The sequence below is a fragment of the Azospirillum ramasamyi genome (genome assembly GCF_003233655.1).
Lineage (GTDB): Bacteria > Pseudomonadota > Alphaproteobacteria > Azospirillales > Azospirillaceae > Azospirillum > Azospirillum ramasamyi.
On record NZ_CP029830.1, the window covers coordinates 714753 to 727976 of the forward strand.

At 71.1% G+C, this 13224-nt stretch carries 12 protein-coding genes; 1 reads left to right on the forward strand and 11 read right to left on the reverse strand.

All coding sequences use genetic code 11. The features are described from left to right. The first annotated feature begins 24 nt into the window (after window positions 1-24). Window positions 25-912, forward strand: coding sequence for an NAD(P)-dependent oxidoreductase (locus tag DM194_RS15675; protein ID WP_111068474.1), 888 nt, complete (start codon window positions 25-27; stop codon window positions 910-912). A gap of 25 nt (window positions 913-937) precedes the next feature. On the opposite strand, the gene leuD is transcribed toward DM194_RS15675, so the two are convergent. The 11 genes from leuD to DM194_RS15730 form a co-directional block, all read right to left on the reverse strand. Beyond that, the gene (gene leuD / locus DM194_RS15680) at window positions 938-1534 is read right to left on the reverse strand and encodes a 3-isopropylmalate dehydratase small subunit (protein ID WP_111068475.1); all 597 of its coding nucleotides are present in this window, start codon (window positions 1532-1534) and stop codon (window positions 938-940) included. Window position 1535: 1 nt separating this feature from the next. Further along, the gene (gene leuC / locus DM194_RS15685; RefSeq protein ID WP_111068476.1) at window positions 1536-2942 is read right to left on the reverse strand and encodes a 3-isopropylmalate dehydratase large subunit; all 1407 of its coding nucleotides are present in this window, start codon (window positions 2940-2942) and stop codon (window positions 1536-1538) included. Further along, the gene (locus tag DM194_RS15690) at window positions 2939-4348 is read right to left on the reverse strand and encodes an FAD-dependent oxidoreductase (protein ID WP_111068477.1); all 1410 of its coding nucleotides are present in this window, start codon (window positions 4346-4348) and stop codon (window positions 2939-2941) included. Before DM194_RS15690 ends, leuC begins: the two co-directional genes overlap by 4 nt. Then, window positions 4345-4959 (reverse strand): cysteine hydrolase family protein, encoded by a 615-nt coding sequence (locus DM194_RS15695; protein ID WP_111068478.1) that lies wholly within the window; start codon window positions 4957-4959, stop codon window positions 4345-4347. The genes DM194_RS15690 and DM194_RS15695 overlap by 4 nt, the downstream gene beginning before the upstream one ends. Continuing rightward, window positions 4956-7076 carry a hydantoinase/oxoprolinase family protein gene (locus DM194_RS15700; protein ID WP_111068479.1) on the reverse strand — a complete coding sequence of 707 codons (2121 nt, stop codon included), beginning with the start codon at window positions 7074-7076 and terminating at the stop codon, window positions 4956-4958. Before DM194_RS15700 ends, DM194_RS15695 begins: the two co-directional genes overlap by 4 nt. Window positions 7077-7096: 20 nt before the next feature. Continuing rightward, complete coding sequence (locus DM194_RS15705; protein ID WP_111068480.1) at window positions 7097-8854, reverse strand: hydantoinase B/oxoprolinase family protein; 1758 nt, start codon at window positions 8852-8854, stop codon at window positions 7097-7099. Next, the gene (locus DM194_RS15710; RefSeq protein ID WP_111068708.1) at window positions 8851-9738 is read right to left on the reverse strand and encodes an isocitrate lyase/PEP mutase family protein; all 888 of its coding nucleotides are present in this window, start codon (window positions 9736-9738) and stop codon (window positions 8851-8853) included. Before DM194_RS15710 ends, DM194_RS15705 begins: the two co-directional genes overlap by 4 nt. Window positions 9739-9848: 110 nt before the next feature. Then, window positions 9849-10562 (reverse strand): ABC transporter ATP-binding protein, encoded by a 714-nt coding sequence (locus tag DM194_RS15715; protein WP_111068481.1) that lies wholly within the window; start codon window positions 10560-10562, stop codon window positions 9849-9851. After that, window positions 10555-11301: an ABC transporter ATP-binding protein gene (locus DM194_RS15720; protein WP_111068482.1), complete on the reverse strand. Its 747-nt coding sequence runs from the start codon at window positions 11299-11301 to the stop codon at window positions 10555-10557. The genes DM194_RS15715 and DM194_RS15720 overlap by 8 nt, the downstream gene beginning before the upstream one ends. Beyond that, entirely contained in the window at window positions 11288-12286 is a 999-nt protein-coding gene (locus tag DM194_RS15725; RefSeq protein WP_111068483.1) for a branched-chain amino acid ABC transporter permease, read from the reverse strand. The genes DM194_RS15720 and DM194_RS15725 overlap by 14 nt, the downstream gene beginning before the upstream one ends. After that, window positions 12283-13155, reverse strand: coding sequence for a branched-chain amino acid ABC transporter permease (locus tag DM194_RS15730; protein ID WP_111068484.1), 873 nt, complete (start codon window positions 13153-13155; stop codon window positions 12283-12285). The genes DM194_RS15725 and DM194_RS15730 overlap by 4 nt, the downstream gene beginning before the upstream one ends. Window positions 13156-13224: the final 69 nt, after the last annotated feature.

Here is a 13224-nt window from a genome sequence, read left to right on the forward strand (position 1 = left end):
CCTCTATCCAAGGACGTTCATACGATGACGACAGTCGGTTTCATCGGCCTCGGCTCCATGGGCATGCCGATGGCGCGCAATCTGCTGGCGAAGGGGTTCAAGGTCCGGGGCTTCGACGTGCGGACGGAGAGCGTCCGGGCGCTGGAAGGCGCGGGCGGAACGGGCGCCTCCAGTGCCGCCGCCGCGGCGGCGGGGGCGGATGCGCTGGTCCTGATGGTGGTGAATGCCGCCCAGGCCGACGCCGCCCTCTTCGCCGACGGCGCGCTGGAGGCCCTGCCGGCCGGCGCGTCGGTGATCCTGATGGCGACCTGCCCGCCGGGCGCGGTCGCCGCCCTGGCGGAGCGGGTGGAGGCGGAGGGCCGCCGCTTCGTCGACGCTCCCGTCTCCGGCGGGGTGGTGGGCGCCGTCGCCGGCACGCTGTCGATCATGGCGGCGGCTCCGGCGGAGACGGTGGAGCGGGTGCGCCCGGTCCTGGCCGCCATGGGCGACAAGGTGTTCCATGTCGGCGGGACGCCGGGGCAGGGCGCCACGGTGAAGACCGTCAACCAGCTGCTGTGCGGCGTCCACATCGCCGTGGTGGCGGAGGCATTCGCGCTGGCCGCCAAGGTCGGCGTGGATCTGAAGGTCCTGCTGGAGATCATGAGCGGGTCGTCGGCATCGAGCTGGATGCTGAAGGACCGCGGTCCCCGCATGCTGGAGGCGGAGCCGGACATCACCAGCGCCGTCGACATCTTCGTCAAGGATCTCGGCATCGTGCTGGAGGCCGGGCGCGACGCCAAGGCGGCCCTGCCGCTGGCCGCCGTCGCCCACCAGATGTTCCTGGCGACCTCCGGGCGCGGCGAGGGGACGATGGACGACAGCCAGGTGATCCGCAGCTATCACGCGGTCAACGGTACGCCCCTGCCGCGCTGAACCAAAAGGGTCCGGGAGCCTCGTCTCAGGCTCCCGGCACCACCCAGGGCCGGGCCTCGGCGTCGGCCCGGTCGAAGGCGTCGATGGCATCCTGATGGCGCAGGGTCAGCGCCACGTCGTCCAGGCCTTCGACGAGACATTCCTTCTTGAACGGGTCGATGGCGAAGGACAGCGCCCGCCCGTCCGGGCCGGTCAGGGTCTGGGCCGGCAGGTCCACAATGACCTCGGCTCCCGGAGCCTCCTGCAATTGGCGGCGCAGCGCCGCCGCCGCATCCTCCGGCAGGATGATGGTGAGCAGGCCGTTCTTGGCGGCGTTGGCGGCGAAGATGTCGCCGAAGCTGGGGGCGACGACGCAGCGGAAGCCGCCGTCCACCAGCGCATAGACCGCCCCTTCCCGCGAGGATCCGCAGCCGAAATTGCGGTCGGTCACCAGGACGCGGGCGCCGGCATAGGCCGGGTCGTCCAGCGGGAAACCCGGCTTGCGCTCGTCATGGAACAGGAAGTTGCCGTAGCCGGCGCTACGCGGCTTCTTCAGGAAGCGGGCGGGCAGCAGCTGGTCGGTGTCGATGTTGGCGATGTCGAGCGGCACCGCCGGCGCGGTCAGCGTGACGAAGGGTTCCATTCTACGACGCTCCCAGCTTGCGGACATCGGTGAGCCGCCCGGTCGCGGCGGCGGCGGCGGCCATCGCCGGGCTCATCAGGTGGGTGCGGGCGTTCGGCCCCTGGCGGCCGGGGAAGTTGCGGTTGGTGGTAGAGGCGCAGCGCTCCCCCGCCGGAACGAGATCGCCGTTGATGCCCACGCACATGGAGCAGCCCGGCTCCCCCCATTCCAGACCGGCGTCGATGAACACGCGGTCCAACCCCTCCGCCTCGGCCTGCCGGCGGACCGGGACCGATCCCGGCACCACCAGACCCGGCACCACGGCGCGCCGGCCGCGCAGCACCGCGGCGGCGCCGCGCAGATCCTCCAAACGGGCGTTGGTGCAGGAGCCGATGAAGACGCGGTCGATCGCCACATCCTCCAGCGCCATGCCGGGGGCGAGGCCCATGTAATCCAGCATCTTGCGCATCTGGCCGGCACGCACCGGGTCGGCCTCGGCAGCGGGATCGGGAACCGCCGCCGTCACCGGAACCGCCGTCTCCGGGCTGGTGCCCCAGGTCACGGCCGGGGCGATGGCGGCGGCGTCCAGCGTCACCTCGCGGTCGAAGACGGCGCCCGCGTCGCTGGCCAGGGTCCGCCAATGCGCCACCGCCCGGTCGAGCAGCGCGCCCTTGGGCGCGTAATGCCGCCCCTCGATCCAGGCGAAGGTGGTGTCGTCGGGGGCGATCATGCCGGCCCGCGCGCCCGCCTCGATCGACATGTTGCAGACGGTCAGGCGGCCTTCCATCGACAGGGCGCGGATGGCGCTGCCGGCATACTCGATGACATGGCCGGCGGCACCGTCGGCGCCGATGGCGGCGATCACCGCCAGGATCAGATCCTTGGCCGTCACATGCGGCCCCAAAACCCCGTCCACGGTGATGCGCATGGTCCTGGGCCGGCGCTGCCACAGCGTCTGCGTCGCCAGCACATGCGACACCTCGGTCGCCCCGATGCCGAAGGCCAGCGCGCCGAAGGCGCCATGGGTGGAGGTGTGGCTGTCGCCGCAGACGATGGTCAGGCCGGGCAGGGTCAAGCCCTGTTCCGGCGCCAGCACATGGACGATGCCCTGCGCCGGATCGTGCAGGCCGAAATGGCGCAGGCCGTGGCGGCCGGCATTCGCCTCCAGCATCGTCACCATGTTGGCGATCTCGGGGTCGGCGATCGGCTTCGCCCGGCTGTGCGACGGCACGTAATGGTCGGCGACGGCGAAGGTCAGTTCCGGCCGGCGGACCTTGCGGCCGGCATGGTCGATCATGCCGAAGGCGTGGAAGGAGCCCTCGTGCAGGAAATGACGGTCGATGGCGAGCAGGGCCTGACCGTCGGGCCGGGTCGCCACGACATGGGCGTCCCAGACCTTCTCGAACAGGCTGCGTGGCTGCGATGTCATCGGCTGGTTTCCTCCCTTGCGGCGCTTGCGGCGGCTGAACCGGCGATGCGCCCGAGCGCCACCGCGGTCAGCAGGCCGTTGCCGGACAGATAGCCGGACGCCTTGGATCCCGAGACGCCGCAGGCGGCGCCGCCGGCGGCATAGAGGTTGGGCAGCGGCGCGCCGCTGCCGTCCAGAACGCGCGCGTCGTCATCGACGACCAGCCCGCCCTGGGTGTGGAACAGGGCGCCGGTGACGCGGACGGCGCGGTAGGGCGGCGCCAGCGGGGCCGAACCGGCGAAGCTGCGGCCGAAGCCGTCGCTTCCGCCCTCCGTCTTCAGCCGGTCGGTGTCGGCCAGCGTGGCGGCGAGGGCGTCGGCGTCGATCCTCATCTGCCGGGCAAGTTCCGCGGGGGTGTCGGCGGTCAGCACCGCGCCCATCGCCTCGGCCTGCCGGAAATCCTCGAACTGGCGGGCGATGGCGGCGATCCGTTCGTCGAACACGGTCCAGGCGATGCCGTCGGGCTGGCGCAGCACGAGCGCGGCCTGTTCCGAATAGCCCTGCGCCTCGTTGGAGAAGCGCCGGCCCCCGGTGTTCACCTGCACGCCGCCCTCGGTGATCGTCGCCCAGGTGACGAGGATGCCGGCGGGATGGGCGACGGAACCGTGGCCCTGATGCCCCGACAGATGCCGGGTTGCGGCACCCAGCGCCTCGCCCCACAGCAGCGCGTCGCCCTGGTTGCCGGGATGGCCGAAATAGAGCGCGTCGGCCAGCTCCGGCACATGCCGCTCGACCAGCGCCCTGTTGCCGCCATAGCCGTTGCAGGCGAGGACCAGCGCAGCGCAGCCGACCGGCTCGACGCTGCCGTCGGGGCGGGTGATCTCCACGCCGCGGACCAGAGGCCCATCGGCATAGAGCGCGGTGACGTGGGCCTCGCACAGCACGTCGATGCCGGATTCCTCCACCGCACCGCGCAGGCGGTCGATCAGTTCGGCGCCCGAGCGGCTGGGCAGCCCGTGCATGCGCCGGGCGCCGTGTCCCGGATAGCTGAAATTGTCCACCACCGAGAAGGGCAGGCCGTAGCGGTCGGCCAGCCATTCCAGCGCCGGTCCGACGGCCTGGGTGACGCGGGCGACCGCTGCCGGGTCCGGTTCGCCCTTCGCCTTGGCCACGATGTCGGCGGCGAAGCGTTCCGGGCTGTCCTCGATCCCGGCATCGCGCTGCCAGCGGGTGCCCGGCGCCGGGATCAGCCCGGCCGACAGGGCGGTGGAGCCCTGGGGCAGCGCGTCGCGCTCCAGCACCAGCACGCCGGCGCCCCGCTCGTGGGCGGCCAGCGCCGCGACCATGCCGGCGGCCCCGCCGCCGATCACCAGGACGGGAACCGTGACCCCGAACTCCACGCCGTCGGCGGGCAGGATGCGGCTCATGGGGGCGCCTCCTCCTCCAGCATCGCGGCGACCGTCGCCACGCGGCAGACCGGGCGCAGGGCGGCGACGGAGACCTCATGCACCTCGCGGCTGAAGGCGGCGCAGCCGTCCTCCAGCAGGATGGTGTCGAACTCCCGGACATGGGCGTCGCGCACGGTCGAGGCGACGCCGCCGTTGGTGACGATGCCGCAGACCAGCAGCCGCTCCACCCCGCATTTCCGCAGCACCCATTCCAGCCGCGACATGTAGAAGGCGGAATAGGCGACCTTCTCCACCTCGACATCGACCGGCTGCAGCGCGTCCACCGTGCGGTGCCCCCAGCTTCCGGGCCGGAAATCGCCCTTGGCGAGGAAGGGGCGCAGCGTCTTCAGATGGGGGGAGATCATCGGCTCGCCGCCGCGGCCGGGCACCAGGGTGAAGTTGGTGGAGATCACCCAGCCGCCGCGAGAGCGCAGCCGGTCGGCCAGCGGCTTCACCCGCTCCGGCAGCGCCAGGATCTCCGGCGCGGTCTGCCCGGCGCGGCCATAGGCGCCTTCCGGGTGGATGAAGTCGTTCTGCAGGTCGCAGACCAGCAGGGCGGTGCGTTCGATGGGAATCGCGGTGCCGCTCATCGGGCGCTCCTTTCCACGATGACGTTGCCGAAGCCGTCGACGCGGGCGCTGAGGTCGGGATCGATGACGGTGGTGGCGTCCGGCTGCTCCAGGATCGCCGGACCCTGGATGACGGCGCCGACCGGCAGGTCGAGGCGGTTGTAGACGGCGGTCTCGTGCCAGGCCCCGTCGAACCACACCGGGCGTGAGCCGGCATGGGCGCCCTCCATCGTCGTGCCCGCCGCGGGGGCCAGGGCCGAGAGGTCGAAATGCGGGCGGCGGCCGATGGCGGCGGTGCGCAGGTTGACGATCTTGGCGCCGACGCCCGGCAGCAGCCGGCTGAAGGAGGCCTGATAGGCGCGCTCGAAGGCGGCGCGGATGGTGGCCTCGTCGATCCCGGTAGTGGGCCCGGTGGTGGGCCCGGCCGTGCCGTTTTCGACCGACACCGGCAGCGGCACGGCGACCGTGTGGGTCTGGCCGATGTAGTGCATGTCGAGTTCGAAGACGAGGTCGATGCGCTCGACGCTGAGGCCGGCGGATTCCACCACGGCGCGGGCGGATGCCGCTTCCTCCACCATGCGGCGGTCGAGCGATCCGGCGTCGATCCCCGCCAGCGGCAGGTTCAGCGTCTGCACCTGATCGTGGCGGATGTCGGCGATGACGCAGCCGAGCGCCGAGGTCACGCCGGGGAAGCGCGGCACCAGCGCCGCCTTCAACCCGACCTCCTTGATCAGCGCGCCGACATGCAGCGCGCCGCCGCCGCCGAAGGGCACGGCGGCGAATTTGGCCGGGTCGTGGCCGCGCTCGATGGAGACGAGGCGGATGGCGCCGGCCATCTTGCTGTTGGCGATGCGCACCACCGCTTCCGCCGCCGCCATGACGTCGATGCCGAGCGGTTCGGCGACATGGGTGGCGATCGCCTTGCGGGCGGCGTCGACGTCCAGCCGCGCCAGTTTGCCGCCGATGGGACGCTCCGCATTGATGCGGCCGAGCAGCACGTTGGCGTCGGTCAGGGTCGGGCGGGTGTTGCCCTGGCCGTAGCAGACCGGCCCCGGCCGCGAGCCGGCGCTCTCCGGCCCGACCTGCAGCATGCCGCCGGGATCCACCCCGGCGATGGAGCCGCCGCCGGCGCCGATTGTGGTGATCTCGATCATCGGCGTGCGGACGACCAGCCCGAAATCGATGGTGGTCTGGGCGGCCAGCATGGTCTGCCCCTCCACCACCAGCGACACGTCGAAGCTGGTGCCGCCGAGGTCGCCGGTGATGACGTTGGGGAAGCCCGCCGCCTTGGCGATCGCCGCCGCGGCGATGACGCCCGCCGCCGGCCCCGACAGGGCGGTGCGCACCGGCAGGCGCCGGGCGGTGTCGGTGGACATCACGCCGCCGTTCGACTGCACGATGTGGAAGCGTCCGCCGAAGCCCTCCCCGGCCAGCGCGTTGTCGAGCTTGGCGAGATAGCTGCCGACAACCGGCTGGAGATAGGCGTTCAGCGCGGTGGTGGAGGTGCGCTCGAACTCGCGGATTTCCGGCAGGATGCGGGAGGAGCATTCCAGGTTGGCGTTCGGCCAGACCTCGTGCGCCGCCTCCAGCGCCGCCAGCTCGTTGGCCGGGTTGGCGTAGGCGTTGATGAAGACGATGGCGAGCGCCTCCGCCCCCTGTTCGGCCAGCCGGCGGGCGCAAGCGCGAACCTCCTCCGGGTCGATTGCGGTGCGGACGGTGCCGTCGGCCAGCGTGCGCTCCGCCACCTCCAGACGCATGTCGCGGTCGACCACGGGGACGAAATCGCCCCACAGGCCCCAGGTGTGGCGGCGGTCGCGGCGGCGCATCTCCAGCACGTCGCGGAAGCCGGCGGTGGTGATCAGGCCGACCTTGGCGCCCTTGCGCTCCAGAAGCGCGTTGGTGCCGACGGTGGTGCCGTGGACGATGGAGCCCAGTTCTGCGACCGGGCCGAAGCTCTGCAGCCCGGCGAGGAAGCCGACCGCCTCGTCGCCGCGGTTGGAGGGAACCTTGGCGGTGCGGAAGCTGCCGCGCGCCTCGTCGTAATGGAACAGGTCGGTGAAGGTGCCGCCGACATCGACGCCGACGATAGCGCCCTTGGCGGCACCCTTGGCGGCACCCGTGGAAATACCGTTGCTCATGGTCTTGGATTCCAGAATCGTCAGGCGGCGGGGGATTCGCGCAAGGCGGCGGTGGCGGCGATGTCGAGCGCGCCGTCCTCGGTCAGCGCCACGCCATAGGCGTTGCGTGCGGCGTCACGGCCGAGATAGCCGAGCCGCACGTCGCGGGCGACGGCCTCCGCATCGCGCCGCTTCGGGTCGCCCCAGCCGCCGCCGCCCGGCGTTTCCAGCCGCACGCGCTGGCCGCCGCGGATCTTGACGTCCGTGACCTTGGAGGCGAGCGGCGGCGACTTCTCGCCCTCGTCGCTCTGCCAGGTGAAGCGGTTGAGCGCCGCAGGAGCGCCGCCGGCCACGCCGAAGGGGGCGAAGACGCCGCGCTCGCCCAGCAGGAAGGCCTCGGCGTCGGTCAGCGCCTCGATCTCGTAGACGGCGCCCAGCCCGCCGCGGTGCAGGCCGGCCCCGGCGGATTCCGGGCGCAGCGCCCATTGGGTGAACATCACCGGATATGCGGCTTCCAGGATTTCCACCGGCGGGATGGTGGCGGTGGAGATCGGGTTGTTGGCATGGTTCAGCCCGTCCGTCTCCGGGTTGCCGCCCAAGCCGCCGCCGAAGAAGGAGAACATCACCCAGCGCGAGCCGTCCTTGCGGTGGCCGGCCAGCGACAGCGCGTTGATGGTGCCGAAGGGGGCGGCGGTGGCGCGGGCCGGATCGGCCAGGGCGAGCGCGCCGAACACCACGCCGATGACGCGCAGAATGGTTTCGGTATAGCCGCCGACCGGCTTCGGCGGCTTCACCGCCAGCAGGGTGCTTTCGGGGATGACGAAGGTGATCGGGTTGAGGCAGCCGGCATTGGCCGGCACGTCGGTGAAGACATGTTTCAGCGCGACATAGCAGCAGGCGACTGCGGTGGAATAGGCGATGTTCAGCGGCCCGGCGCAGGGGGCGGAGGACCGCGAGAAGTCCAGCGTCATCCGGTCGCCGGCGATGGTCAAATCCAGCGCGATGAGCAGCCGGTCCGCCGTGATGCCGTCGTTGTCGAGGTAATCCTCGAAGCTGTAGACGCCGTCCGGCAGCTTCCCGATGGCGCTGCGCATCAGCGCGTCGGCCCGCGCGGTGAAGGCGTCGAAGGCGGCGGCGACCGTCTCCTCGCCATGTTCGTCCAGCAGTTCCGTCAGGCGGCGCACGCCGAGATCCAGCGCGTTCAGCTGCCCGTTCAGGTCGCCGTAATTCGACACCGGCACGCGGGAATTGGCGGCGAGGATCGCCAGCAGGTCGTGATTCATCGCCCCGGCCTTGACCAGCTTGACCGGCGGGATGCGCACGCCCTCCTGGAAGCTGTCGGTGGCGCGGGCGTTGAAGTTGCCCGGCACGTTGCCGCCGATGTCGAGCCAGTGGCCGACCGACGCCATCCAGCAGAACAGCCGGCCATTGCGGAAGATCGGCCGCACCAGACGGAAGTCGTTCAGGTGGGTGCCGCCGTCATAGGGGTCGTTGAACAGGAAGATGTCGTCGGGGTGGAGGTCGCCGTCCCGCGCCACCTTGTCGATGACCGCCTTGACCGCGAAGGCCATGGCGCCGACGAAGATCGGCAGGCCGTTGGTGCCCTGCACCAGCGTGGCGCCGGTTTCCGCATGGTAGAGGCCGTGGCAGGCGTCGCGCGCCTCGGCGATGATCGGGTTGAAGGCGGAGCGGTAGAGCGTCGCGTCCATCTCGTCGGCGATCTGCTCCAGCCGGCCCTTCAGGACGGCCAGCGTGACGGGGTCGATTGCGGTGGTTCCGGCGGCGGTCTTGGTGGTCATGCTGCGTCCTCCCGCTTGGCGGGTCCGAAGTCCTTGTAGGTCTCGCCGAGCGCCAGCATCTCCGGCGTGCCGATCAGGTCGTTCAGCGCATTGAAGTCGAACATGCGGTCGCGGAAGGGCTGGGTGGTGCCGTGCTGCGCCAGCGAGGCGTAATAGTCCTGCGCCTGCCGGGCGAGCGCCCGCACGATGCCGCCGGGGAAGATCACCAGCCGGTAGCCCAGCTCGCCCAGTTCCGACGCGGAGCTGATCGGCGTCTGCCCGCCCTCCACCATATTGGCCAGCAGCGGGCGGATGCCGCCCAGGTCGGTGGCGATGGCGGCCAGCTGTTCCCGGCTCTTCGGCGCCTCGACGAACAGCACGTCGGCCCCGGCCTCGACATAGAGGCGGGCGCGGTCGAGCGCGGCCGGGACGCCTTCCACCGCCACCGCGTCGGTGCGGGCGACGATCAGGGTGTCCTCGCTGGCGCGGGCATCGACCGCCGCCTTGATCTTGCCGGCCATCTCGCCCGCCGGGATCACCGCCTTGTCGGTCAGGTGGCCGCAGCGCTTGGGGAAGCTCTGGTCCTCGAACTGCAGCGCGGTGGCGCCGGCGCGCTCGAACATGCGGACGGTGCGCTGCACGTTCAGCGCGTTGCCGTATCCGGTGTCGGCATCGACGACCAGCGGCGTCGGCACCCGGTCGCGCACCAGGGCGATGGTGTCCGCCACCTCGCTGACCGACACCAGCCCGATGTCCGGCCGGCCGAGCCGGGTATAGGCGATGGCGGCGCCGGAGAGGTACAGCGCCTCGAAACCCGCCGCCGCCGCCAGCGAGGCGGTGAAGGCGTCGTAGACTCCGGGCGCCAGGACGACGCGGTCCTGGGCCAGTCGGTCCCGGAAACTGATGCTGGGGACGGTCATGTCAAGCGCTCCCCCCGGCGGCGCGGCGCGACGCCGTCGCGGCACGGCCGGGTCAGGGTTTGAAGATGTCGGGGGAGGGCCGGAGCGGGCATCGCTCACAGGCCCAGATAGGTGCGTTTCAGTTCGGGGTCGCGCGCGATCTCGTCGGACGGTCCCGACAGCGCGAAGACGCCGTTCTCAAGGATGTAGGCCCGGCGGGCGACCTCCAGCGACTGCACGACGTTCTGCTCCACCAGCAGGATCGCCAGCCCGTCGCCGTTCAGCCGGCGGATCAGCCCGAACATCTCCTCCACCACCAGGGGCGAGAGGCCGAGCGACGGTTCGTCGAGGATCAGCAGGCGCGGCTCCGCCATCATGCCGCGGCCGATGGCCAGCATCTGCTGCTCGCCGCCCGACAGCGTGCCGGCGAACTGGTTCTCGCGCTCCTTCAGGCGGGGGAAGGCGGTGAAGATGCGGTCGAGGTTCCGCGCCCGGTTCGGCTTGCCCCGGCGGTAGCTGCCGAGTTCCAGATTCTCGCGGATCGACAGGTTGGGGAAGATCTTGCGGCCTTCCGGCACCTGGATCAGCCCCTCCTCGACGATGCGGGCGGCGGACTTGCCGTCGATGCGGCTGCCGCCGAAGCGGATCTCGCCGGTCCAGGGCGGCAGCACGCCCGACAGCACCTTGTTCAGCGTGGTCTTGCCGACGCCGTTGGAGCCCAGCACCGTGACGATCTCGCCGCCATGCACCGCCATGTCGATGCCGCGCAGCACCTCGGTCGCGCCATAGCCGGTCTTCAGCCCGCGGATTTCCAGAAGCTGTTCAGCCATGGGCCGCCCCCTCCGCCTGCAGCCGGGCGGCGGCTCCGTGGCCGAGATAGGCCTCGATCACGCGGGCGTCGGCGCAGACGGCGGCGGGCGGCCCCTCGGCGATCATGCGCCCCTGGGCCAGCACATAGACGCGCTCGCACAGGTTCATCACCGCCTGCATGACGTGTTCGATCATCAGGATCGTCACCCCTTCGTCGCGGATGCCCCGGATCACCGGGATGATGTCGCGGATCTCCGACGGGTTCAGGCCGGCCAGCACCTCGTCCAGCAGCAGCAGCTTCGGCTCGGTGGCGAGCGCGCGGGCCAGTTCCAGCCGCTTGCGCCCGGCCACCGTCAGCCCGCCGGCCGGTCGGTCGAGTTCGGCGCCCAGCCCGACGCGGCGCGCCACCTCGCGCGCCCTGGCGGTGGCGTCGGCGCGCCGGGCGTGGCGCAGATAGGCGCCGACCGCGATGTTCTCGCACACGGTCAGCCCGGCGAAGGGCTGGACGATCTGGAAGGTGCGGCCGATGCCGCGCTCGGCCCGGCGGTGCGGTTCCTCGGCGGTGATGTCGGTGCCCTCGAAGCGGATGCGTCCTTCGGTGGGGGCGATGAAGCCGGAGATCATCGAGAACAGCGTGGTCTTTCCGGCGCCGTTCGGCCCGATCAGCCCGACGATGCCGCCGGGCTCCAGCGCCAGCGTCGCGCTGTCCACCGCCATCAGCCCGCCGAAACGCTTGGAGACGCCCTCAACGGCCAGCATGGGAAACCTCCTTGGGTCCGCGCGCCATCATCGCCCGGCCGCGGTCGCGCAGCCGCTCCAGCAGGCCCAGGATGCCGCCGCGGGCGAACGCCACGGCCAGCACCAGCACGCAGCCGAAGACGATCAGGTCGATGCCGGGAATGCGGCCGGCGAACTGCTTGGCGATCTCGCCCAGCCCGTGCAGGGTCAGCGCTCCCACCACCGGGCCGAAGACGGTGCCGACGCCGCCGATGATCGGGGCCAGCAGAAGCTCCACCGAAATCCAGCTGCCATAGGCGATGTTGGCGTCGATGTAGAGGAAGTATTGGGCATAGAGGCAGCCGGACAGCGCCGTCACCCCGCCCGACAGGGCGATGGCGCGCAGCTTCACCTTCAGGGAATCGACGCCCAGCGCCTTGGCCGCGTCCTCGTTTTCGCGCACCGCCACCAGCTGCGCCCCGAAGCGTGAGCGCTGGATCCAGCGGGTCAGCAGCAGCGCCGCGGCGACGAAGGCCAGCACCAGCCAGTAGAAGACGGCGCGGTCGTCGAATTGCAGGTTGCCGGGGCGGACGTCCAGCTTGATCAGCAGGCCCGCCGCGCCGCCGGTGAAGGAGGCGGCGTTGGCGAGGATGCGGAACACCTCGGCGAAGGCCAGCGTCACCAGCGCGAAGTAGGAGCCGCGCAGGCCCGACCGGAAGCTGAGGAAGCCGATGATCCAGCCGACCAGGGCGCCGGCCGCCGTCGCCAGCACCAGCCCGGCCCAGGCGTTGACGCCGTAGCGCAGTTGCAGGATCGCCGTCACATAGGCGCCGGTGCCGAAGAAGGCGGCATGGCCGAAGCTGAACTGGCCGCCGAAGCCGCCCAGGATGTTCCAGCCCTGCGCGCCCAGCGACACGATCAGCGTGAAGACCAGGAAGTTCAGCACCGTGCTGGAGGTCACCACCAGGGGCAGCAGGGCCGCCAGGACGGTCAGGACGGCGATCGGGATCAGGTCGCGCGCGGTCATGCCTTGGCTCCGAACAATCCGGTCGGCCGCACCAGCAGCACGGCGATGAAGATCAGGAAGATGCCGATCTGGCCCAGGCTGTCGCCCAGGAACAGGCCGCACAGGCTCTCCACCACGCCGATGAACAGGCCGCCCAGCAGCGCGCCGGGGATCGACCCCATGCCGCCCAGCACCACCACGGTGAAGGCGACCAGCACGAAGGCGCCGCCGACGCGCGGGTTGACGTAGAAGGTCGGCATCAGCAGCCCCGCCGCCACGGCGAGGCAGGCGCAGCCCAGCCCGAAGGTGACGGCATAGATGTGCGGCACGTCGATGCCGACCAGATTGGCGCCCAGCTTCTCCTTGGCGACGGCGCGGATCGCCTTGCCGGTGTCGGTGCGGTTCAGCACCAGCCACAACAGCCCGGTCACCACCACCGCCACGCCCAGCCCGATCACCCGCGGATAGGACAGGAGCAGCGGCCCCAGCGCCACCACCTGGAAGGAATAATCGGTGTCGAGCGTGCGGGTGTCCGACTGGAACAGCGCCAGCAGCACATTCTCCAGCACGATGGACAGGCCCAGCGTGACCAGCAGGATGTTGCCGTCGTCGCCGTGGCTGGCCGGTCCGACGACGAAGCGTTGAAGCCCGTAGCCGAGCGCGAACATCAGCGGCACCAGCGGCACGATGACCAGATAGGGATCCACCCCCAGCCAGGCCCAGGCCAGCCACACCGCGAACATCGCGCAGGTCAGCAGCGCGCCATGGGCGAAGTTGATGATGTGGAGCACGCCGTAGATCAGCGTCAGGCCGAGCGCGATCAGCGCATAGACCGCGCCGGTCATCAGACCGTTCAGCGCCGCTTCCAGGATGATCTGAGGTGAATACATGGCAGCCCGCGCATGGGAGGAACGACCCCTCCGCCCGGCCGGGCGGCCGGTTCGCGGCCGGGCCCGGAC